This window comes from Geomonas limicola (genome assembly GCF_014193675.1).
Lineage (GTDB): Bacteria > Desulfobacterota > Desulfuromonadia > Geobacterales > Geobacteraceae > Geomonas > Geomonas limicola.
This window is the reverse complement of the sequence record NZ_BLXZ01000002.1, coordinates 48,306-71,904: the sequence shown is the minus strand read 5'-3', so window position 1 is coordinate 71,904 and position 23,599 is coordinate 48,306. Positions and strand designations below refer to the sequence as shown.

Annotated in this window: 12 protein-coding genes; 8 read left to right on the top strand and 4 right to left on the bottom strand. The window is 59.7% G+C overall.

Features of this window, described 5'->3' with window-relative positions; all coding sequences use genetic code 11:
- Positions 1–6: 6 nt before the first annotated feature.
- From H7688_RS04105 to H7688_RS04090, 4 genes are all read left to right on the top strand, one after another.
- Entirely contained in the window at positions 7–660 is a 654-nt protein-coding gene (locus tag H7688_RS04105; protein WP_183359791.1) for a lactate utilization protein, read from the top strand.
- Between the two features lie 211 nt (positions 661–871).
- Positions 872–1,591: a ComF family protein gene (locus H7688_RS04100; protein ID WP_183359790.1), complete on the top strand. Its 720-nt coding sequence runs from the start codon at positions 872–874 to the stop codon at positions 1,589–1,591.
- An 892-nt stretch (positions 1,592–2,483) separates the two neighbouring features.
- Positions 2,484–3,599, top strand: coding sequence for an ABC transporter substrate-binding protein (locus H7688_RS04095; RefSeq protein WP_246329707.1), 1,116 nt, complete (start codon positions 2,484–2,486; stop codon positions 3,597–3,599).
- A gap of 4 nt (positions 3,600–3,603) precedes the next feature.
- Positions 3,604–7,287: a PAS domain-containing protein gene (locus tag H7688_RS04090; protein WP_183359789.1), complete on the top strand. Its 3,684-nt coding sequence runs from the start codon at positions 3,604–3,606 to the stop codon at positions 7,285–7,287.
- A 550-nt stretch (positions 7,288–7,837) separates the two neighbouring features.
- Here the strand turns inward: H7688_RS04090 and H7688_RS04085 are convergent.
- From H7688_RS04085 to H7688_RS04070, 4 genes are all read right to left on the bottom strand, one after another.
- Positions 7,838–8,821, bottom strand: a complete 984-nt coding sequence (locus H7688_RS04085; RefSeq protein WP_198424453.1) for a fibronectin type III domain-containing protein — start codon at positions 8,819–8,821, stop codon at positions 7,838–7,840.
- A gap of 285 nt (positions 8,822–9,106) precedes the next feature.
- Complete coding sequence (locus H7688_RS04080) at positions 9,107–10,558, bottom strand: MFS transporter (RefSeq protein ID WP_183359787.1); 1,452 nt, start codon at positions 10,556–10,558, stop codon at positions 9,107–9,109.
- 16 nt (positions 10,559–10,574) lie between these two features.
- Entirely contained in the window at positions 10,575–12,257 is a 1,683-nt protein-coding gene (locus tag H7688_RS04075) for a glycoside hydrolase family 30 protein (RefSeq protein ID WP_183359786.1), read from the bottom strand.
- 71 nt (positions 12,258–12,328) lie between these two features.
- A complete protein-coding gene (locus H7688_RS04070) occupies positions 12,329–14,533 on the bottom strand; it encodes a glycoside hydrolase family 16 protein (RefSeq protein ID WP_183359785.1) in 2,205 nt (734 codons plus the stop codon).
- A 341-nt stretch (positions 14,534–14,874) separates the two neighbouring features.
- Between H7688_RS04070 and H7688_RS04065 the strand changes: the two genes are divergently transcribed.
- From H7688_RS04065 to H7688_RS04050, 4 genes are all read left to right on the top strand, one after another.
- Positions 14,875–15,969, top strand: coding sequence for a substrate-binding domain-containing protein (locus H7688_RS04065; protein ID WP_183359784.1), 1,095 nt, complete (start codon positions 14,875–14,877; stop codon positions 15,967–15,969).
- A 224-nt stretch (positions 15,970–16,193) separates the two neighbouring features.
- Positions 16,194–19,271 (top strand): glycoside hydrolase family 2 TIM barrel-domain containing protein, encoded by a 3,078-nt coding sequence (locus tag H7688_RS04060; RefSeq protein WP_183359783.1) that lies wholly within the window; start codon positions 16,194–16,196, stop codon positions 19,269–19,271.
- Positions 19,272–19,318: 47 nt separating this feature from the next.
- On the top strand, positions 19,319–19,987 hold the full coding sequence (locus H7688_RS04055) for a hypothetical protein (RefSeq protein WP_183359782.1): 669 nt from the start codon (positions 19,319–19,321) through the stop codon (positions 19,985–19,987).
- A 14-nt stretch (positions 19,988–20,001) separates the two neighbouring features.
- On the top strand, positions 20,002–23,331 hold the full coding sequence (locus H7688_RS04050; RefSeq protein ID WP_183359781.1) for a cellobiose phosphorylase: 3,330 nt from the start codon (positions 20,002–20,004) through the stop codon (positions 23,329–23,331).
- The last annotated feature ends 268 nt before the right edge of the window (positions 23,332–23,599 follow it).

Here is a 23,599-nt window from a genome sequence, read left to right as displayed (position 1 = left end):
GAAAGCATGAGCAAAACGGAAGAACTGAACGACTGGGCCTTTGCCAAGAAGTGCGAGAAGGCGGTGGCGGGACTTGCCAAAAATGGTTTCACCGCGGTCTTCTGCCAGGACAGCGGTGAAGTGTTCCACTACATCCTGAACGAAGTCGGCGATGTGAAGACTGTCGGCTTCGGCGGTTCGCTCTCGGTGGCAGAACTGAAGCTCGCCGACAAGCTGAAGAGCATGGGGAAGGAGATCGTGGACCACGGTCTGCCGGGCCTCACCCCCGAAGAAAAGCTGGAGATCTGCCGCCGCGAGCTCACCTGCGACCTGTTCCTTACCGGCAGCAATGCGGTGACCCTTTCCGGCGTCCTGGTGAACATCGACGGCAACGGCAACCGCGTGGCATCCATGTTCTTTGGGCCCAAGAAGGTGATCGTCGTGGTGGGGAGGAACAAGCTGGTGGACGGCGGCGTCGAAGAGGCGATCCAGAGGATCAAGAGCTATGCGGCCCCCCCCAACACCAAGCGGCTGAACCTGGCCACCCCCTGCGCCACTACCGGATTTTGCTCCAACTGCGACTCCCCGCAGCGCATCTGCCGGGTGACCACCATCATCGAGAAGAAACCGCGCAACACCGACATCCGCGTCCTGGTGGTCAACGAGGACATGGGGCTGTAGACTTCTCGGGGTGACGCGGAACACTGACGGTTGCCCACTCTCTCCAAACTCTCCCTCCCCCCTGGCGGGGGAGGGCCGGGGTGAGGGGGAAGCGGAAAGCACCACCCCGTCACTCCGTAGCAGCTTCCCCCACCCCCTAGCCCCCTCCCGCAAGGGGTGTGGGGACTCTTGGACCTGGAACCATGCACCCACGCAGTAACCGGAGGGCACCATGTTGCTTCGGCCTCTGCTGGATCTTCTCTTCCCGCCGCTTTGCCACTCTTGCAAGACCTTCATCCCCAACGCGGGTGACCTCCTCATCTGCCCCGCATGTCTCGAGAACATCACCTTCCTGGTTACCCCACTCTGTCCGAGCTGCGGCACCCCCTTCAAGACCGAAGACGGCCGAAACCATGTCTGCGGCGCCTGCCTCAAACATCCGCCCGCTCATCTCAGCCGCTCCGCCACCCTCTACGCCGGTCCGGTCCAGGAACTTATTCACCGGTTCAAGTACGGCTACAAGGTGCACCTGAGCGACCCGCTCGGGATCCTCATGGCGCAGGCACTGCAGCCGTTTCGGGAGGAGGTCGCGCCGGAACTGGTGATACCGGTACCTTTGCACCGTAAGCGCCTGCGCCAGCGCGGCTTCAACCAGTCGCAACTGATCGGCGAGGTGCTGGCCAAACGCTGGCAGTTGCGCATGGACGTGGGGAGCCTGCGCCGGGAGCGCTGGACCGAACCGCAGACCAGCCTCGATGCCGAAGAACGAAAAAACAACGTGAAAGGGGCGTTTGTGCTAGGCAAGCCGGAACGGCTGAGGGGGAGGCGGCTCATGTTGGTGGATGACGTCTGCACCACCGGGAGTACCCTACGTGCCTGCGCGGAAGCGCTGGAGGAAGCTGGGGCACAGGCGGTTTTTGCGGTAACGGTCGCGCGCAGCCTGCCGTTTTAAGGGAAACACGAACTGGTCAACGAGGGGCGATTCGGTTGAGATCGGAATCGATCCGGAGTAGCTTATCCGGGACGGGGTGGGAAGCGGGAAAGGGGGTTACGGCACTGTGCCGTACCCCCTTTGTGTCAATGGGAGTGGCCAGATTCCGTAGGTGCCATACCTGGTTACCTTCTCGACCAGATCCCGCAGGTCTGCGCCCCTTCGGGCAAACTCTTGCAGACACTGCAGTATAGCTGCGATCCCTTCTGAAAATAGCTGTAGCGAAAGACCCTGACGTAGCGACCATTTCGTGCGATCCCCCGCTCTTCTTGGACTTTGCCATAGCCTGAAAGATGCTCCCGTCGCCGGCAAACAGGGCCTTCGTCGATTTTCTTATTCAGGAGGTCGATGGTGACTACGTGCTGGCACAGGCAGCAGCAACGTTCCCACGACCGCGATAGGCAAAGGCTGGCCGCTCGAAGTCCTAACTATCCGATTTCACCTAAAGTTAATGCCGAGACAGCCGATATGTTCATCACTGTTTAGCTGGGATTTCGCAGGCATCTTGCCCGCGGCTCTCCAAGCCCACCGCCGAAGCTCCAAGACATGGTTCAAAGGTTGGGACCTACTCGTTGGCCGAAACGGGGCAAAGGCAAAAGTGGGCCATGATGGGCGTTGAGTACCCGGCACCTTGGCGCTTTTATCGGGATTGGCCACCTAGCTGAAGAGACACCCGCCCTAGGGGGGCTGAGAGGGTAGACGCCGTGGCTGGATGGAGTGCCAAGGAGTTCGTTGCCATGTAAGGGAATTCCGACGGGGATAACCTAATTGTAATAGAACAGTGATCTGTGTAAATTCCATTGTCTCATTAGCCACAAGGATTTATGGCACATCAGAAAGGGGGGGCTAAATCGTGCGTATTGCCAAACTACCTTTAGCTCTCATTCCCGTCCTTGCCGTGATGGCGATACTCTCTTCTTGTAAAGACTCCTCTCCAATAAAAATAGGTTTTGTTGCCGGGCTCACCGGGAAAGTAGCCGATCTTGGTGTTGGCGGCCGCAATGGCGTGATGCTTGCCGTTGAACAAAGAAATGCCGCTGGGGGGATAAACGGAAGGCCTCTAGAACTCGTTATCCGCAATGACGAACAAAACCCCGATACCGCGAAGAAGGTCATCTCCGAACTAGTCGCCCAGAATATAGAAGCGGTAATCGGGCCGATGACGAGCAGCATGGCGATGGCAATGGTTCCCGTTGTCAACTCATCCCAAACCATTTTGTTAAGTCCGACGGTTACGACGAAAGACCTCGGGGGACGGGACGACAACTTCCTGCGGGTGATGTCGACAACCGCCACCTATGCCGAGAAAAGCGCAGCATATCAATTCAACCTGGGCAGACGAAGAGTGTCCGCAATCTACGATGTCGGGAATAAATCCTACACGGAGAGCTGGTTTAATGACTTTCGCTCAACCTTCGAAAAATTGGGTGGCAAGGTAGTATCTGTTTCTCAATTCAAATCCGAAGCTGATATCAGGTTCGCACATAACGCCACGGAAATCCTCTCCTTCAAACCAGACCTCGTTTTAATCCTTGCCAATTCAGTCGATGCAGGCACCTTGTGCCAGCAAATCCGTAAGCACGACGCCAAGGTACCCATCGTGCTGTCAGAGTGGGCCTCGACCGAAGCGCTCATCGATCTAGGGGGCAGTGGGGTCGAGGGGATAACCATCGCGCAGTTTCTCAACCGCTCGGATTCTTCGCAAAAATTCCAGGAGTTCCGTTCGGCTTACCTAAAGCGTTTCGGCAAGGAGCCGGGTTTTGCCGGTATGGCAGGTTATGACTCTGCTCTGGTTCTTATGGAAGCTCTACGCACAAGGCCAGCCAGTCGGTCCCTTAAAGAGACGATCATCGGCAAAGGCACGTTTAACGGAGTTCAACAGCAGATAACCATCGATAAATTCGGCGATGCCACCCGGAACACCTATATAACCGTCATCAAAGACGGTAAATACATTACGCTTCAATAGCCTTATGAAACGATCCATACGAAATATTCTCACTATTCAGGCACTGGTAATTGCCATTGTCCCTGTTTTGATCATCCTGACCTTCAGCATATTCAGGCTGATACCGGAAAAACGTTCCGAAATCGAGAAGGAACAACTGCAGCTCGCCAAAGCCATCGCTTCCCAGGTAGAACTGCAGCTGGAATCATCTTTTGCGACCCTTGCTGATGTAGCTCTCGTCCCAATGGACGAAAATTTGGGTTGGCACAACATCCAACACTTGGTAGATGCCAACATGGAAGCTTCTGCCACCCTGCAGGCTATCTATGTGCTTGATTTGAAGGGTATCGTCAGGGCGGTCCAGGTTTCCAAAGCGGACAGAGAACAGATCAGGGATTTCCTCGGGATCGATCTTTCAAGAAACAACCTGGCTAAAGAAGCCGCGGCCCAAAAGAAACAGATCTGGTCGGACAACTTCCTTTCCCTGGTAAGTGGCAAGTCCACCGTTGCCGTTGCGTATCCTTCCTCTACAAAGATCGTCATTGGCGAGATGTCGCTCGATCTCCTCTCCACCTTTCTCGACACAATCGATCTGCGTCACAGTCAGATAGTTCTGGTTCTCGACAAAAAAGGCCAGGTCATCGCCGACCCTCACCAGTCGATGACTGCTCAGCAGTTTAACGTGAGCAATATTCCGCTGGTACAACGAGCGATGCTGGAAAAAATCCCTCTAAGTTCACATTTCAGTCTCAACAGTACTGATATGGTGGGCAGTATTATTCCTATCGCCAGAAATGGTTGGTATGTCCTTGTCGCTGAGGACAAACGGGCGGCATTTTCCTCCCTGAGCTCAATGACGTTGACCGTTACAGTATCGGGAATCATCGCAATCCTGCTCGGTATGCTCCTGGCGGTGAGGTCGTCCCTGAAACTCTCGTCCCGTTTCGAGCAGATCGCATTCCTGGCTCGTGCCTTCTCCGAAGGAAACTACCAGGCAAAATTGCCGCAGACGGATCCCATAGTGGAATTCAATTCGCTGGCAAGCGACTTGGAACGTATGGCGGAGTGCATTGTCGCCCGGGAAAGGCAGACAGCCGACCTCAACAGCGAGTTGCACTACTCGGAACAGCGACTGCATCTGGCGACCTCTTCTGCGGCAATGGGTGTCTGGGACTGGGACGTGGTCAACAACACCATGGTCTGGGACCGCCGGATGATCGAGCTGTACGGCTACACCCCGGACTCCTTCCCCGGCGGCATCGAGGCCTGGCAAAACGGCCTCCATCCCGAGGATCGAGAGCGGGCCTGGAGCGAATGCCAAGCCGCGCTGCGGGGGGAGGAAGGGTGGGATACGGTCTTTCGTATCCTGCGGCCCGACCGGACGGTCCTGCACATCAAGGCCGACGGCACCGTGCTGCGCGATGACAGCGGGGCTCCGGTCCGGATGCTCGGCGTCAACTACGACATCACCGCCCGCCATACCCTGTTCCAGCAGATGCAGACGGTGCTGGATGCCCTCGATGCCCTGGTGTACGTGGCGGATTTCGACACCCACGAGATCCTGTTCATCAACCGCTACGGCCGGGATATCTTCGGCGACATTAGCGGTAAGACCTGCTGGCAGGAACTTCAGGCGGGCCAGGCGGGGCCGTGCCCCTTCTGCACCAATAAAAAGCTGGTCAGGCCGGACGGAACCGCCGGGGAGCAGGTGGTGTGGGAGTTCCGCAACACCATGAACAACCGCTGGTTCGAATGCAGGGACCAGGCTATCCCCTGGAGCGACGGCCGCCTGGTCAGGTTGGAGATCGCCACCGATATCACCGAGCGCAAACGCTTCGAGGATGAATATCGCACCTTCATCAAGACCGCCAAGGAGGGGTTCTGGATCACCAATCGCTCCGCCAGGATCCTCGACGTGAACGACGCCTACTGCCGGATGTCGGGATATGCCGCTGAGGAGATCCTCGGCCGCTGCATCTCGGACTTTGACGTCAATGACGACCCGTTCGTCGTCAAGGAGAGGATGGAGAAGATCATCGATTCCGGCCACACGCGCTTCGAGACCAGGCATCGCGACAAATCCGGCGTGATCTACGACGTGGAAGTGAGCACCTCCTACCTCAAGGACCGGGACAGCTTCTGCGTGTTCATCCGCGATATCAGGGAACAGAAACAGGCCGAACAGGATAACCTGCGCCTGAGCCACATGCTGCAGGAATCGCAGCATATAGCCCACATCGGCGGCTGGGAGATCGACTTTGGCGACAAGTCGCTCTACTGGAGCAAGGAGACCTACCTGATCCACGAGACGACGCCCGAGGAGTATTCTCCAACCATAGAGACAGCCATCGGCTTTTATGCGCCGGAATCCTTGCCCATCGTCAGCGCGGCAGTCAAAGAGGCCATTGAGGAGGGTAAGGATTTTCAGCTCGAACTGGACCTGGTGACTGCCAAAGGGCGCCGGATTCGGGTCTTTACCACCAGCAAGGTGATCCGGGAGAATGGGGTCACCACAAAAATCATCGGTGCGTTCCAGGACATAACCGATCGTCGCCGCCTCGAGGAGCAGCTGCGCCAGTCCCAGAAGATGGAAGCTGTCGGTCAGCTTGCCGGAGGGGTGGCACATGACTTCAACAACATCCTGACGGTAATTTCAGGTTACAGCTCACTTCTGATGATGGATGGCAGTTTGAACGACCTGCAGAAACGAAACATCGAGGAGATCGCTGCCTCGGCGGAGAAGGCCGCTCAGCTCACCCATGGCCTGTTGGCATTCAGCCGCAAGCAGACCCTGGTGATGAAACCAGAGAACCTCAACCACATCATCCAGCATGTCCACAAGTTCCTCGGCCGGATCATCGGCGAAGATGTGATTCTCAACACCTCCAGCAAGGATACGGAACTCCCCATTGTCGCCGACCGGGGGCAGATGGAACAGGTACTGATCAACCTGGCCACCAACGCCCGTGATGCCATGCCGGGTGGCGGCGTCCTCACCGTGACAAGCGAGCTTGTCATCTTGGACAGTTCTTTTGCGGATTTTCACAACAGCGAGGTCCCCCTGGGCCGATACGCCCTGCTTACCGTCTCGGACACAGGGGCCGGTATCTTCAAGGAGCATATCCAGCACATCTTCGAGCCGTTTTTCACCACCAAGGAGGTTGGCAAAGGCACCGGTCTCGGCATGGCGATCATATACGGCATCATCAAGCAGCATAACGGCTTCATCAACGTCTACAGCGAGCCTGGCCGGGGCACGACCTTCCGGATCTACCTACCCCTTCAGGAATTAAACGGCAGCTCCTGTGTCGAAATGGTTGAAGCCGAGCCGCCAAAAGGGGGGGACGAGACCATCCTGGTCGCAGAAGACGATCCGGCAGTAGGGCGGCTGGTGTCGAAGATTCTTGAAGGGAGTGGCTACGAAGTGATCCTGGCAGAAGATGGCGAGGACGCCGTAGAGAAGTTCCAGGCCAATCAGGATAGGATCGACCTGGTCTTAATGGACATGATCATGCCCAAGCAGAACGGCAGGGAGGCATTAGAAAAGATAGAGCGGGTCAAGCCGGGGATAAAAGCGATTTTCTCCAGCGGCTACACAGCCGACTTTATTGAGAGCCGGGGCATGTCTGAAATGGGGGTTGAGCTGGTCATGAAACCGGTTCAGCCGAGAGAACTACTTAAAAAGATACGACAGCTGTTGGACGCTTAGCACAGGTGGGACGGCTAGAAGAGGGCATGAAGAAGGCCTACTGATCATAAAGCGACAGGGTCCTCCGGGTTGGTCACCTCCCGCGATGTTACCGCCGACTTCTGGACCGAATCTAATCCGGACCTGAACAGCATGGTGGTATGCAGCGACATTTGCCACCGGATCAACGAGCGCCTGGCCGGGTGCAGGAATTTCGAGCTCTTTCCCGCAGCGAACAGAGAAGGTCATGGATGCGCGCAGATGAAAATCCGGGTGTCTGAAATTCCTTTTTCTTGCCTGCGAAGTCATCGCGCCCAATACCCTTGCACACAAGATCACGGACGCTTGAGGGGTATCAAGATCTTTCGTTCGTTGCGCCCGACAGGACGCACCCTGCGCAGGACGAATTGGACGAGGCCCCTGATCGAATTCAGGGGCCTCGCACATGGATCAAGCCTTTGTTGAACCAACTTCCTCACCGGCGGAGGCTCATCCCGCTTCGTTCCCGCCCCGCTATCATGCAGCACGCCGTGCATTCATATCCGGCTTGCTGCAGGCCGGCGCCCCTCTATCACTGGAATTTGATGCCACCCAGATTGAGACCGTTGGGGTAGAGGGGATCGGCACCGCTGGTGGTGAACTGCATGTCCGCCTGGAGCATCTGGGCGTGCACCTCCTTAAGAGGTTGGGAAAGGAAACCCGCCATGGTGTTGGTCGTGCAACCGGTTACGGTCCAGTTGGCGTCGGTCAGGGTCTTGGTATAGGTTGTAGCCGTTGTGGGCGCGGCAACGCTATTTCCGGTATTGACCGGTCCTGCGGTGATGGTCATGCCGCTGTTTGCGGTCGCCTTGCAACTGGGGTTAGAGGAGACGAGAACCAGGGTTGCCTTGCATATGCCGACACATTCCGCATTGGTTCCCAGTCCGACGACCACGGAAGAAGCTCCGTTGATGTCCCAGGTGTTGGATCCGGCACCAGCTACGTACACTCCAAGGCCGGCACCGGTGCCGTTTTTGTTGACGCCGTATCCGACATAGGCGGAATCCGTGCCGACACCACCCCACCACCAGGTGGGTGCAATGCTACCGAAAGCGTACGACCCCTGGAGGTTGTTGCCCGGCAGGGCGACAGAGTTCGCCGTGTCATAGGAATCCTGGGATACGGTCTGGTTCTGCACCACCGTAAGGGCGGCAAACGGCGCCACCGGTGTCACCGCATTCGAGGCGGCCGATGCCGTGCTGGTGCCGGCCGCATTGGTGGCCGTCACGGTAAAGGTGTAGCTGGTCCCGTTGGTGAGGCCGGTGACGGTGAGCGGACTGGCCGACCCGGTGGCTGTCTTGCCGCCCGGAGTCGACGTCACGGTGTAGCTGGTGATGGCGCTGCCGCCATTGCTCACCGGGGGAGTGAAGCTGACGGTCGCCTGGGCATTGCCCACCGTGGCCGTCCCGATCGTCGGCGCACCGGGTGCCGTTGCGGTCGGTGCGGTCGGTGCCGGGCTGCCGGAACCGCCACCCCCACACCCGGCCAACATCGCGGCGGACAAAACAAGCAACATGACCAGTGACAGAAACGGTGAAACGTTAAACAGCTTTTTCCTCATTGCAATACCCTCCTGTAGATGTGGTCCATCTCGTACGGCTCACCAGCATGCACCATCGAAGCGTGCCGCTGCTATATAGCAGTATTTTGGGCAAAAAAAAGCCGACACCTGTGGAACAAGACAATCATCATGGAGACCGGGACGGCCTCCTCCCGTCACCCACCCTCGCCTTGCTGTCGGTAAAACCTTTAGCTCACGAGCAAGGCACGGTACCTTCACGCCCCTCACCCGTATCGCGCCTTAACCCCCTCCGGAGCCGAGCAGAACTGCTTCGCCAGCGCGCCGCGCGTTCAGCTTTTCCCTCATCTCCCGGGCCTTCGCCTCGGTAATGTCGTAGTTCCAGATAACGGCTATCGCCAGGACCCCCGTGCATATCGGTATGCAGATATCGGCCAGACGCAGGTTGGTCATGGTCGTCGCCGACTGAACCGCCAGGTTCTGATCAAACCCGACCCATTTCAGGATGGCTCCGCTTAAAAGGACGGCACATGCGGTGCCGAGTTTCACCATCCACCAGTAGACTGCGCCGAACGTCGCCTCGCGGCGGGGGCTGCCGTGTACCAGTTCGTCGAGGTCGCACACGTCGGCGGTCATTGACATCATCAGGGTAAAAAGCCCACCGATGCTGAACGAAATGAGCGGCAGCGGCACGAACATGAGCCAGGGGTTGGCCGGGTCAAAGCACCACCATTTCAGGAGGTACCCTGCAAAGGAGATCGCCGTGGAGATGATGAAGGCGTTTTTCTTGCCGAGCCTTTGGGAGAGGTAGGTGACGATGGGAATGACCAGGAAGGCGGTGGCAACGGCGCTCATGGTGCCGAACCAGGCGGGCCAGGTCCCCGCGGCGGTTTTGTCCCCGCGGAAGAGGTAGAAAAGGATGATGAAGAAGGCAAACTGGGCTATGGTCTGAAACCCGTTGAAAATGAGGAAGGTTGCGCCGCAGAGTTTCAGAAACGGCCTGCAGGTGGCGGTCTGCCGTATCCCCAGCAGGAACTGCCTGGTGCTGGCGGCAATGTCCTTGAGCGAGAGCCGTGCCTCGCCCTGATCCTGCGCGCGTTCCCGGCAGAATAGGGCCGGCAGCACCCCCAGGACCAGGCAGAACCCTCCCACCCACACCGAGAGCCGTCTCGCCCCCTCCGGACCGGAGCTGTAGACGGCGGGGTCGTAGATGAGCACCCAGGCCCAGGGGGCGAGCATCCAGGCTATCTGCCCCATCCATTGCGAAACCGCCATCAGCCGGGTGCGCTCGTTGTAGTCGGGACTCATCTCGTAGCCAAGGCCGATGAGCGGGGCCGCGAAGATCGTGTAGCCGGTATAAAACACCAGGGACAGGATCAGGAAATAGCAGAAATTGTAGGCAACGGAATTTTCCGGATACAGCTGCCACATGACCATGAAGGTCGTGCCGGAGATGATGCTCCCTACCAGGATGTACGGTTTTCTTCTCCCCCAGCGCGACTTCGTGTGGTCCGAGATGAACCCCATCACGGGGTCGATGAGAGCGTCGAGTATGCGCGGAAGCGCCGACAGCAGGCCGGCAAGCAGCGGATCCATCTTAAGCGACAGGACCAGCACCACCATGAACACGCCCAACGCCGCCGGAAACAGCTGGTTGGCCAGGTGTCCCGCGCCGAAGGCGATCTTCTGCCCGATGGGGACGATGTCTTCCGGGAGCGTGTCGTGCTGCGTCATGGCTGCCTCCTTCCCGTCATAACCGGACCCGTACCGTCTGGAGCGAATTTGCCGCGGTGCGTATCTTCGCGTAGCGATCGCCCAGCTGCAGATGGTAGGTGACCGGCTGTTTCGTCGTGTTGAGGAGCTGAACGCTCAGGACGTTGGCGCCGTTCAGGGTGGCCAAGGCGTAGAGGGCATCGGAGCGCACTCCCGCCGGATTGAGCTCGGTCTGAACGACAGTGTCCCCGGGACGGATGGTCCTGCTGAACTGGGAAAGCACGTGGAAAATGGGGGTGTAGTAGACCTGACGGGTTGCGGTGTCGATCATGATCGGTGCGCCGCAATAGTTCCCCACGTGGTTTGGCCCCCCCCGGCTATCCAGGACGATGTTCCAGTCGATCCAGCCGCGCACCCCGTGATTCAGGCTGACAATGATGTTGCGGGCATAGCGGTGCACCGGCGTGTAGACGGGATGGTCCGACCTGACGACCCCCGCCCAGGTAGCGCTGTACCCCCAGTCCGTCGCGTTGGCATTCCACCAGAAACCGTCATTGTTGAACCACCCCGACTCCCGGTAGCGGACCGGGTCCAGAATCCCTCCCGGTGCCGGTTTCCCGAGGTCGTCGATGCACCCTTCCGTGTGGAGGATGGCGAACTTCGGGAATTTCCGGGCAACGGCGTCGAGCACCTCCTCGAAGACCCGGAACGAGCTTTCGTACCAGTGGACGGCCGCGCCGTATAGGTAGCGAGCCGTCGCCGGGTCGGCGAACATGAGGTCGGTCCACTTTTCCAGGCCGTCCCTGTTGTGGTCGTAAATCATGAGCTTCACGTCGGCATGGTTGCCGGCATGGAGCTTCGGCCCGAGATGGTTCTTCACGAAGTCGTTCTGGGTCTCGGGGGTGAAGTGCATGCTCTCCCACTGCCCGTTGTTGCCGTACGGCTCGTTGACCGGGGTGAGCCCCCAGATGCTGACCCCCTCCGCCCTATAGGCGTCGAGGTACCGGACCAGGTAGTCGGCGTAGGTCGGCAGGTGCTCCGTCTTGAGCGAGCCGCCGGTTCCCTGCCAGTTGTTTTCCGGGGAACCGGGGATGTACCACGCTCCGATATCCTTCATCCAGGGGGGGGCGGTCCAGGCCGAGGCGACTATCCTCAGTTCGCGGTCACGCTGGGCACCCTTGACAGCCAGGGCCTCCTTTATCATGGGGAGCAGGTCGTAGCTTTCGTCGACGATCCCCGGGTAGGCGCTCCTGGCGAAACCGGCCTTGTCGGGGGCGATGCTGAAGCTCTCCAGTTTCCGGTCCCCGGCGACCTCGGCGTAGGAGTATTTCCCCTCGACGGAAAAATCGCAGGCGCCGATGTGGGTGCGGGACAGGGCGAAATTGGCCCCCTTCTCCCCGAAGATGCTCCTCATGACCTCCCGGCGCCTCTCCCGGTCGAGATGGGCCAGCACGAAGGCGGAGGATTCGGTGAACGAGGTGCCGATCCCGTCGACCGTCTGCCTCACGCTCTCAGGGCGGACGGTGATCGTGGTGCCGCCCGGTCTCCCCCGCCGGAAGACGACATTGGGCTGCCGGGCCATGACCCCGCCCCCCTCCGAGGTGGAGATGATCTCCATGGTCCGGGACGGCGCCCGGCGGTGCATGGCATGGGCGCCGGCCGGGAACAGCCCCAGGACCCCCGCGGACAGCAGCAGTAAAGATAGGCGGATCTGTGTCATTACCTGCCCCCCCCGGCAACCCCTCGCTCATCCGCCGGCGTGTTCCTGGATCGGGTGGTTCAGCCCCGCGGTCAGTCGAAGTACAGGTCGGTCAGGTAAAACGGCGCGCTGTTGAACACGAAGATGCCCATTTCCGTGGTGGTAGCCACCGTGCCGTAGGTCGCCGGGATGTTGATGGCGAACTGGTACCAGCCATTGCCAAGGCTCGTCGCGGAGCTGACCGGATGCTGGACCTCTTCCGTCGTTGCCCCGGGGAACTTCACGGAGACAGAGGTGTGCCCCTTGAACTTGAAGTGCAGGGTGGAGTAGCTCGTTGCGAACCCGGCCGGGAAGCCCGTGTAGGCGAGGCAGGCGGCGCTGATGCCCCACCCGCTGCCGGGGGTCACGGCGATGACGGAGCCAAGGGTCGCGTCGGCATACGCCATGTCGAAGACGGAGCCCGTGCTCCAGTTGTCCCTGACGGTGTAGTTGACCCCGCCGATCAGGTCGATGACGGTTGCCGGGTTGCTGGCGTAGAGGTACACGGCCCCGTCCTTGGGATCGCGGTCTCCGACCAGTGTGGATACCGAAGCGGCCGTGACGGCGGCGGTACCGGTGACCGTGGCTGCCCCGGAGCCGTAGCTTGCGGTCAGGGTGGCGCCGTTATTTAGGGCAATGGTGTCGGTGGCGTCACTGGTTGCCCCGAAGTTCACCGTTGCCGAACCGGAGCCGGAGGCATTGAGGGTCACGTTCACGCTGATCGATTCGCTCCCGTTACTGATGAGTACGGGCCGGGTCGCGGCGCCGGTGCAGCGGTCGGTGACGGTAATGGTCCCCGTCGTTGCGTTGGCGGCGTAGGATGTGGCGGTGAACTGCACTGACGGCGCCAGGGTGCAGGCCCCGAAATACAGGTCGTCGAGATAGAGGGTGCCCGCTACGGCCTGGCCGGAGGCATTGACCGGGTTGACGTAGCCTAAGTAGACGAGGTGAGCCAGGTCCGCCTGGGCGATGGAGTTCAAGGGTACCTGGTAGGTGGACCAGTTGCCGGAAACGGTCGGGGTCAGGCTGGAGAGCATCACGCTCCCCTTGCGGTCGGTATTGTCGGTGAACTCTATCTTGAGGTCATGCAGGTCCGTAAACTGCGAGGCATCGAGGCTGAAGAAGTACGACCCGAATCCGCTCACGTCAGCGGAGCCGAGATTGAAGAAGATGCCGTTCCACCCTTTGCCGAGATCGTTCTTGAACTGGGCCGAGAGTACGCGGGTCCCTTCCTTGGGGGTGACTGCCGTGCTGTTTGGGTTGGGGATCGCGCTGTCGCCGCTCCAGTCCGCACTGTTGATGATGCTGCTGTAGGGGATCTGCGAGGCGCTGCGCGTTTCCGAAAAGAGGGCGGCCTCGGTCGTCGCGGGAGCGGGGGTGCCGTAGACCCGGACCCAGTCGACGTACATGGTCTGGGGCCAGGAGGTGCCGCTGGAGTTGGGCGCTTCCGCGAGATTCCCCCCCACGGCGACGTCGAACAAGAGGTAGAAGTCGCGCAGGAACTCTTCCATGGAGGCGGGATCGATCAGCCTTGTGAAGTAGACGGCGCCGTCAATCTTGCCGATGATCCGGTCGGCGTTCCAGTCGACCTCGTAGACGTGGTAGTCGTTGCTCAGAGAGTCCGCGAAGGTTTTCTTGCCAGTGGTGTAGGTCCACCCCTTTTCCGTGCCGTTTACCAGCGTCTGGTCGTACCAGTGGACGGTGGCGTGCGTCGTCTTGTCGGCGGCATCGTACTTGGTGACTTCCATGACGTCGATTTCGCCGCACTTGGGCCAGGGGAGCGTATCGATGTTGGCGCCGAGCATCCAGAACGCGGGCCAGGTCCCCTTACCGCCGGGGACCTTGATGCGGGCCTGGATGACGCCGTACTTCACGTTGAATTTCCCCTTGGTGTTGATCCGCCCCGAGGTGATGGTGCCGTCGCGCTTGCCGCCGCTGCCCGAAACACGCGCGGTGATGGCAAGGTGCCCGTTCTCCACCTTGATGTTGTCGCTGGAACCGGTATAGAGCTGCCACTCGTCGTTGCCCCATCCCGGGCTGTTGGGGTCGGGGCCGTACCCCGTCTCGACATTCCACTTGCTGGCGTCCAGGGCCGCGCCGTCAAACTCGTCAGACCACAGCAGCGAGAGCTGGCGACCGGTGGTCGGGTCGACCACGCTCGTCGGCCCGTGGCCGGTACCGCAGCCGAAAATGGCCAGGAGGATCAAAAGAAGTAAAAATTTCGCCGCGATACGCCGCTCTCCGAAGGCTTTTTTCATTGAAGGGACCTCCCCTAATTTCGTATGCTGCCTCACACGAAAATCGATGGAACGGCGCGTGGGCGCGCTGCCGCCACAGCACCGCCGCGAACCGGCGCGTTTTACGGCAGCGGCCCCGGCGGTTCGGCGCAGGCATGACGATGCTATATAGCAAAACAGTATCAAAAGTCAAGAACTAAAAGATGTGCCGATGCAGCATGTTACGCCCTTTGTGGCGAGGAGGAGGACAGGTGCCACACTAAAATATGTCTTGACTGTTCACCGGTGATGCGTATAAAAGCTATATAGCATGGACGGGTGCGCGCGAACTAGGCGCCCCTCCAGGGAAAAGGTGCGACACCATGATGAAATCTCCCCCCAAATACCTGCAGGTTCAAACCAGGATACAAGAAGGGATCAGCTCCGGCCGGATCACCGGTCAGCTGCCGGGCGAACGGGAACTGGCGAGGATGTACGACATCTCGTACATGACCGTTCGTAAGGCAATAGACAACCTGGTCAGTGCCGGAGTCCTCTACAAGGTGCCGACCATAGGGACCTTTGTGAACAGCGGTGGTGGCGCCGGGAAGCCGGCTACCAGGAACATCGGCTTCTTTCTCGACGACCGGGTGCAGGACTCCATCTCGAGCCCCTACTTCTCCCTGGTGTTCAGGGCGCTCGAGAAGGAGGCGGTGAACCGGGGATACAACCTGATCTACTTTTCCGACTTCAGGGACCTGGAACCGACGAAATCCGCCAACAAGATCGACGGGCTGGTCATCAGCTGCTTCCCCCGCCTCGAATACAAGCTGCTGGAACTGAAAAAGCATTTTCCGATCGTGCTCATAGGCAACGGTGCCGCGGACAAGTCGATGCCGTCGGTGATCATCGACAACTTCAACGGCATCGTCGATGCCATGAACTATTTGTGGAACCTGGGGCACGTGAGGATCGGCTTCATCGCCGGGCTGCTCGATTCGGCCGTGGGCAAGGACCGTCTGCAGGGGTACCTGAGTTCGCTCAACAACTACGGCATCGCCGAAGACAGGGACCTGATCTACGAAGGGGATTACTCCTACGAGTCCGGGGCGCGGGGAGTGGAGAGCATGCTGTCGCTCAGCTCCCCCCCCACGGCCATTGTCTGCGCCAACGACTCCATGGCCATCGGTGCGGTCAAGGCCGTTCACGAAAAGGGGCTCGAGGTCCCGCGCGACGTCAGCATCGTGGGGTTCGACGACATCACGGTCGCCTCTCAGATCTACCCCCCCCTGACCACGGTTGCTGCCCCCATCAACGAACTGGCGGCCAATTCCATCAGGATCCTGGTTTCCCTCATTGACGGTGGCGCGCCGGAGCACCGGCACCTGGCGCTTTCCGCCCGGCTGGTCGTACGGGAGTCGTGCGCCCCGCGCCCAAGTCCCGCGGGTGAGCAGCCTCCCCCCTCACCGAAACCATGACCTGCCGAACTGGCGCCAGGGCTGCCTGAAGCCGAAAGCCATGCAAGGTCGTCACCGGTGACCACGGCAGCGCAGGTCACGGGAATACACGGGAGGGATTTGTCGCGCCCTTGACACCCAGAGAGGTTCCGGCCGGCCCTGCCTCATCTTCCCAAAACCGCCCGCCGGACCCAGGAAGCATCGCGTCATCTGTTATGCAGTTCATTATCACGTAGGGGGGAATCATGTTTGGATCGGAGTGCATCTGCCGTCTCAAGTGGCTGTTAATCGCGACGCTGCTCCTGCTGGGGTGTTCTTCTGCTTTTGCCGCGCAGCAGGGCGCTGCCGAGCAAACCACCGTCAGGACCTACCGGGACAATGCCGGCTGGAAACTCCTGGTCAATGGCGAGAGCTATTTCGTCAAGGGGGTTGTCTGGGGGTACACCCCAATCGGCAAGAACTACGCCTACAGCCTCTGGACCAAGAGCGACGACGAGATCAGGAAGGTGCTCGACTACGACTGCACGCTCATGAAGGGTGCGGGCATCAACACGATCCGCACCTTTTCCAACATACCGCCCCGATGGATCGAGTACCTCTACCGCACCCACGGGATCATGACCATCGTGAACCACTTGGCGGGGCGCTACGGGTTCGAGGTCGACGGGACCTGGCGCTCGCAGACCGACTATGCGGACCCCCGCACCCGCGCAGCCATAAAGAAGGAGGTGCTCGAGCAGGTCGCCAGGCTGAAAGGGACCCCCGGCGTGCTCATGATGGCCCTGGGCAATGAAAACAACTACGGGCTTGAATGGTCGACCAGCTTCGAGATCGAGAAACTCCCGGTAGGGGAGCGGCAGGCGGCAAAGGCCCGGTTCCTGTACAGCATGCTCAACGAGATCATCGCCGACGCCAAGAAAGTCGACCCCGAGCGCCTCTATACCATCGTCAACGGCGACATCCAGTACCTCGACCTTATTGCCGAGCAGTGCAAGGAGATAGACCTGCTGGGCGTCAACTCCTACCGCGGCAAAAGCTTTACCGGCCTTTGGCAGGACACCAAGGCGAAGCTCGACCGGCCGATTGTGCTGCTCGAGTTCGGCAGCGACGGGTTCAACGCGAAGACCGGCCGGGAGGACCAGGCGGCGCAGGCGGAACTTTTGAAAGCCAACTGGCAGGAAATTTACCGCAAAAGCCATGGCCACGGCGCCGAGGGGAACGCCGTGGGGGGGTGTGTGTTCGAGTGGCGGGACGAGTGGTGGAAGTACCTGCAGACCGAGAACCTCACCGTGCACGACACCAATGCCTCGTGGTCAAACGGCGGGTATGCCTTCGACTATGTGCCCGGCGAAAACAACATGAACGAAGAGTGGTTCGGGATCACGTCCCTGGAGCGCCCCAACGAGGACGGGGTCTCCGAAGCGCGCCCCAAGATGGCCTACTACGCCCTGCGGGAGATCTTCAAGGTCGACCCGTACCGTCAGGACCTCGCCTCCCTCACCGAGAGCTTTGAGCGGGTCGACCTGTCCCGCCTTGCGCTGGAGAACGACGTCCGGTCGTTAAAGCTCGCCCAGGCCCAGGAGCGCGCGTTTTTCCTCGCCGGCGGCAACATTCGGGCCGAATTCGTCAGCGGGGCCAAAGGCAACGAGCTCCGGGAAAAAGGGAAGGAGGCGCAGCACTATTCCAGCGGAATCATGGGCTTTCTCGATTTCGGATTCCAGCCGTCGAGCAACCTTGCGGGGAATTTCTCGGTCAACTACCTAAACAGCGTGCCGCACCGGGACATGGAGGAATTCTACGGCAAGACTCGAAGTAACAACAGCATCGAGCTGTACAACTTCAACAGCGTCCTGAAGACCCCTGTCACAGACGTCACGGCCTTCTACCATGTCCCGCGCTACCACTGGGGCTACGAGGGGGACTTCTACGGCCTGCTCAATGAAACGACGGACATCAAGGGGATCGACATCTGGGACTCGAAGGCCCCCTTTGGCGTGGAGTTCGCCGGCAAAAAGGAACTGGAAGGGCTTAAGGTTCTTGTGGGTCCGGAGGTGTACTGGGGGGCGAACCCGAAGGTCATGGTCAAGTACAACTTCGGCAGCGGTCGTTTCCGGTACGCGTTCCTGCACTCCGAAGACATCGCCACGGCTTCGACGTCGGCGACCAGCGCCGCCATCGAGAAGGCGACCCGCGCCACCACCTTCTACGTGAACTCCGCGGTATCGCCCAGCACAACCGTGGAACTCGGTGTCATCTCCGCCGGTTCGGAAAAGATCGGCGACCAGTACAGTCGTCGCGATAACGGCGACATCTACTACGACAAGATCAGGTTCGCGGACACCCTCGGCGTGAAGGGGAAGGTCACCCACAAGTTTTCCGAGTCGTTCCTCGCCTGGGCCGGCGCCGGCTATGCCGGGCTGGTCGCGGACGGGGGGAACCCCCTCGTCGAGTACGACACCCTGCTCCCCTATTCGCGGTACGGCAACAAGATCGAAGCCGAGGGTGGCCTCAGGATGGTCCTGGGCAAAAGCTACACGCTGGCGCCGCGGATGCTCTGGCGCGACAACCTGCGGGACGCGAACCCGTTGATCCCCGCATCGACCAGCGGTACCGTCCTTTATCCCGGGCTGATCCCGCGCAACCGCGATGCGGACCCCTTCGCCGTGCTCGACAACCGCAAGGCCCTCTCGGCGGAATTCTTCTTCACCTACGACCCCACTCCGGCAACGGACTTCTACCACTGGGATTTCAAAAACCGCGAAGACGCCACTTTTGCCTACAACCTCGGGTTCAACTACACCGATTACTCAACGCCCACCGATGCGTTCACCTACTACTACAAGGAGGGGGGCGTCAACGCCGCGTTCCCGAACGGACTGTCGCAGGCCAAGGTCTGGAAAGCCATGAGCCGGATGGTCTTCAATCCCACTGCCGGGGTGCGGATCGCCAACAGGCTGGAGGCCGGACACCAGCAGTCCACCGGCGCCGCCGGGCCGTCCCGCACCTACTATTCCACCGAATTCGATGTGAACCTCTTCGACAGCCATGTCATTAGCGGCTATGTGAAGAAAGACCAGTGGGGACCGTACGATTACTACCGGCAGTTCAACGTCACCTTCCCGTGGCAGTTCTCTCTTGACTACATGTACAAGATCTACCACCTGCCGGAAAACTACCTTCCTTTCCGGCTCGGCAAATCGGCAGGCATAGGGATCAACGGCATCCTGCGGACCTTCGACCAGAACTCGCCGGTATCGGATTACAACAACGGCAAGAACGACTTTTCCTATCAGGTCTCGACATACCTGACGTACGACTTTTGATGATGGCTGATCATCCTAGGCGACCCATTACCTTCGGAGGTTATCACATGTTCCGGAACCTGGCAGCGTGTACGGTCTTCGCCCTGATACTGGCAAGCATCCCCGGATGCGGGGGCGACAGCGGCACGATAAGCAACAGCATCACCCTTCCCACCGACACCCAGTTGAACCTTTATTGCGAGGATGCCGGCGTGTATCCCGAGACCTGCGAGCTAAGTGACCCCGACAACCCCTACCGGCTCGTGTCGGTGACCGAAATGTCGAAATGGGAACTGAGCGACGCCGCCCCCTCCGCAAAAGCGAGGTACTACCTCTGGGCGACGGCCCTGGCCAAATCCCCCAGCGGGGAGAACCAGTTCTACGTGGCGACCGCCCTGCATCAGCTCTACACGGAAGGGAGAAGCGAGAACGCCAGGTTGCAGGCCATCAAGGCCTACCGCTCCCTGCTGGACAATTTCCTGACTTCGCTTACCTACTGGAAGGCGGACTGGCTCCCCGCAGCGCCGACCTACGCCGTGCCGCTCAAGGACTGGGCGGGGATGCGCATGTACGATCCCCGGGAAAACGGACTCTTGTCCCTGTTCCCGAACACGATCTCCGACGCGACGGTCTCGGTGAACCAGTCCCGGTTCGACGGCCTGAACTACCTGGCAACCTGGGGCTACGCCTATGACCCGACGCCTGACGCGATAACAAATTTGGGGACGCTGAAATAATGAGGACCTGTGCCATGCCGAGCACCCAAAAAGCAGGTCCCCAGCGCAAGGGTTCGGTCGGCTATCAGTTGACCGAAACCGGTGAGTTCGTCATCACCGACTACAATTCCGCCAAGCCGTTTTCCAGCTTTTTCCCGGGCGTAGCCGGTGCCGACGGCATTCCCATGTGGACCTTCTACGTCAACCGCGGCCAGTGCATCTGCAGCATGGGGATCCAGGACAAGGAACACGCGATCATGGAGTTCCTGCCGGCCAACCGTGCCTATCAGCTGGCCTCCACGCAGGGGTTCCGCACCTTCTTGAAGCTTAAGGACGCGCCGCTTAGCTATTACGAGCCGTTCCAGAAGCAGTTCAGGGAAGCTCCGGTCGCCTGCACCCAGAAGATGAGCATCACCGCATCGTCCCTGACCCTCGAAGAGGTGAACGAGACGCTCGGGCTCACCTTTGCCGTCACCTACAGCAACGTGCCCGGTGACAGCTACGCCGGTCTCATCAGAACCCTGACCATCACCAATAACGGAGCGAGCCCCTGTGCCCTGGAGGGACTGGACGGCCTTTCGCTGATCGTCCCGTACGGGGTCAACAACGACAGCCTGAAGATGACCCGCCGCCTCGTGGAGGCTTTCGTCGAGGTGGTCAACCACGAAAACGGGGCACCGCTTTTCCGCGGCAAGGTGGAACCGGTCGACCGTCCCGAAGTGGTCAGGATCAGGCAGGGGAACTTCTACGTCGGTTTCGAGGTGGCCGGCGGTCTTAGCCGCATCGTGACGCCGGTCGTGGATCCGGTCAGCATCTTCGGCAGCCAGGGCGACTACAGCTATCCCGAACGGTTCCTCAGCGACTCGGCTGCGGAGATCCTGGCAGAGCAGATCTACGAGAACCGGTTCCCCTGCGCCATGGGGCTCTTTGACACGACTATCGCACCCGGGGCGACCTATACCTACACCTCCATCACGGGGCACGCGGAATCGGTGGAGGCGCTGAACGCCATGCTGCCGCGCATCACCGATCCGGCCTACGCCACCGCGAAGACCGGCGCAGACCGGGAGCTCATAGAGAAACTCACCCAGCAAAGCTTCATCTGCAGCAGTTCGCCGGCCCTCGACCTTTACACCCGGCAGAACTACCTGGACAACGGACTGCGCGGCGGCTTTCCGGTTACCCTGCCAGGGGAGGGGGAGCGCCACACCTTCTACCTGTACTCCCGCAAACATGGCGACCTGGAGCGTGATTACAACCATTTCAGCCAGTCACCCTCCCACTACTCGCAGGGTAACGCCAATTACCGCGACGTGAACCAGAACCGTCGCAGCGACCTGTTTTTCAACCCCGACGTCCGGGACACCAACGTCATCTGTTTCTACAACCTGATCCAGCTCGACGGCTTCAACCCGCTGGTGCTGAAGGAGGTCCGCTTCCGGTCGAAAAAACCGGTACAACTCGACGCACTCCTGGGCACCTGGATCGGGACGGAGCAGGCAGCCGCGGCCAGGGAGTTTTTTGCCGGTCCCTTTACCCCGGGGGAAGTGATGTCCTGGCTTGAGCACCACGACATTGCGCTTCGTGGCAGCTCCGAGGCATTTCTCGGCAGCCTGATCGGCATCTGCGAGCAGATCAGCGAGACGGAGCATGGAGAGGGGTTCTGGACCGATCACTGGACCTACAACCTGGATCTGCTGGAAAACTACGCTGCGCTCTACCCGGAAGAGGCGCGGGAGCTGCTTTTCGACAAACGGGTCTTCACCTTTTACGACAACGACCACCGTGTTCAGCCCCGGGACGACAAGTACGTCCTGTGGGATGGTAACGCCATGCAGCTCAACGCCGTGGTGGCCGATGCCGAGAAAAAAAGGATGATCGCCAGCCGGACGGAAAACCCGAAGGTGGTTCGCGCGGCCCATGGGGAGGGGGAAATCTACCGTACCACGCTGCTCTGCAAGATCCTTTCGCTCGTGGTGAACAAGATGGCGTCCCTGGACCCCGAAGGGGTCGGCGTGGAGATGGAGGCGGACAAGCCGAACTGGTACGACGCCTTGAACGGCCTGCCGGGGATCCTCGGTTCGAGTATCAACGAGACCCTCGAGATCAAGAGGAACATCCTTTTTCTCAGGGAGGCTTTGGCACCTTCAGACCGAAACGGCGTGCAGGTGATAGTGTATGAGGAGCTCGGCGCGTTTCTCGGTACCCTCCACGCACTTCTCAAAGAGGAGCTTTCCTGCTTTGATTTCTGGGATCGCGCCACGACCGCCAAAGAAACCTACCGGGCCGCCACGAGGCTCGGCGTAGGGGGAGCGGAGGTGGCGATTCCGGTTGGCGTGCTCCAGGACTTTCTGGGTGCCAGTCTTGAAAAGCTGGAACAGGGGATAGCCAAGGGCTGGAACCGCGAAGAGGGGATCCTGTCAACCTACTTCGTGAACGAGGTCACCGAGTATTCCGTCATGTGTCACGAAGACGGCAGCACAAAAAGGAATTCCAAAGGGATGCCCTGCTTTAAGGCTCGCGCGTTCAGGCAGATGCACCTTCCCCTGTTCCTGGAGGGTCCGGTGCACTACCTGCGGACGAGGCCTGGGCACCAAGCCGCTCGAAGCCTCGTTCAACGGATCGGGGAGAGCGCGCTTTACGACGGCAAGCTGGGCATGTACAAGGTGAACGCTCCGCTTGACCGTCAGCCGATGGAGATCGGAAGGGCCAGGGTCTTTTCCCCCGGCTGGTTCGAAAATGAATCTATCTGGCTGCACATGGAATACAAATACTGTCTGGAATTGCTGCGCAATGAGCTGTACGACGAGTTTTTCACCGCCTTCAGAAAGGTGGCCGTGCCGTTTTTCGACCCAGCGGTGTACGGCAGAAGCATACTGGAGAACTCATCCTTCATTGTCAGCAGTGCCAATCCCGACCGTTCGCTGCACGGCAACGGCTTTGTGGCCCGGTTAAGTGGGGCAACTGCCGAGTTCATCCAGATGATGCTCCTTATGACCGTCGGCGGCCAGCCATTTGCCATGGATGATGCAGAGGGGTTGCAGCTTCGTTTCCGGCCGGCTCTCCCGGGCTGGATGTTCACGGAATCGCCACGGACGGTCCGGCTGTTTTGGAAAGGGGCCTGGCAGGAGGTCGAGATTCCCGCCCACACCTTTAGTTTCATGTTCCTTGGCAGCATTCTCGTGACGTACCGGAATCCGGCCCGACGCGACACCTTCGGTGCTACGGCCGTCGCTCCGGTTTCCTGGACCATAGAAAACCAGGACGGGACGCTTTGCACGGTACAGGGCGACACCGTTACCGCAAAGGTAGCCGAAGCCATCCGCTCCCGGATGGTCAGATCCATCAGGATAGACCTCGCCTGACCGGACCGAAGTGATGGTGGCAAGACGGACCTCGGACAGGAGGATCGGAGCGACAACGAAAAAGGCCCTTGGATTTCTCCAAGGGCCTTTGCTTTAAATGGTCGGAATGAGAGGATTCGAACCTCCGACCCCCTGCTCCCGAATCGATCACTATAGCGTTTTCACGGTATTTCATACTCCTCTGTTGGATGCTGTTTTTTTATGTAAGTATTTGCTACTACAAGGCAAAAGCGATATCATCTGTGTTGTGGGGTTTCAAGAAGTCTCA

What these genes read in the sequence shown, in the direction of transcription:
- H7688_RS04085 (WP_198424453.1), bottom strand. Translation starts at nt 8,821, where the DNA reads ATGTTGCTTGTTTTGTCCGCCGCGATGTTGGCCGGGTGTGGGGGTGGC.
- H7688_RS04075 (WP_183359786.1), bottom strand. Translation starts at nt 12,257, where the DNA reads ATGACACAGATCCGCCTATCTTTACTGCTGCTGTCCGCGGGGGTCCTG.
- H7688_RS04090 (WP_183359789.1), top strand. Translation starts at nt 3,604, where the DNA reads ATGAAACGATCCATACGAAATATTCTCACTATTCAGGCACTGGTAATT.
- H7688_RS04050 (WP_183359781.1), top strand. Translation starts at nt 20,002, where the DNA reads ATGCCGAGCACCCAAAAAGCAGGTCCCCAGCGCAAGGGTTCGGTCGGC.
- H7688_RS04100 (WP_183359790.1), top strand. Translation starts at nt 872, where the DNA reads ATGTTGCTTCGGCCTCTGCTGGATCTTCTCTTCCCGCCGCTTTGCCAC.
- H7688_RS04105 (WP_183359791.1), top strand. Translation starts at nt 7, where the DNA reads ATGAGCAAAACGGAAGAACTGAACGACTGGGCCTTTGCCAAGAAGTGC.
- H7688_RS04065 (WP_183359784.1), top strand. Translation starts at nt 14,875, where the DNA reads ATGATGAAATCTCCCCCCAAATACCTGCAGGTTCAAACCAGGATACAA.
- H7688_RS04080 (WP_183359787.1), bottom strand. Translation starts at nt 10,558, where the DNA reads ATGACGCAGCACGACACGCTCCCGGAAGACATCGTCCCCATCGGGCAG.
- H7688_RS04055 (WP_183359782.1), top strand. Translation starts at nt 19,319, where the DNA reads ATGTTCCGGAACCTGGCAGCGTGTACGGTCTTCGCCCTGATACTGGCA.
- H7688_RS04060 (WP_183359783.1), top strand. Translation starts at nt 16,194, where the DNA reads ATGTTTGGATCGGAGTGCATCTGCCGTCTCAAGTGGCTGTTAATCGCG.
- H7688_RS04070 (WP_183359785.1), bottom strand. Translation starts at nt 14,533, where the DNA reads ATGAAAAAAGCCTTCGGAGAGCGGCGTATCGCGGCGAAATTTTTACTT.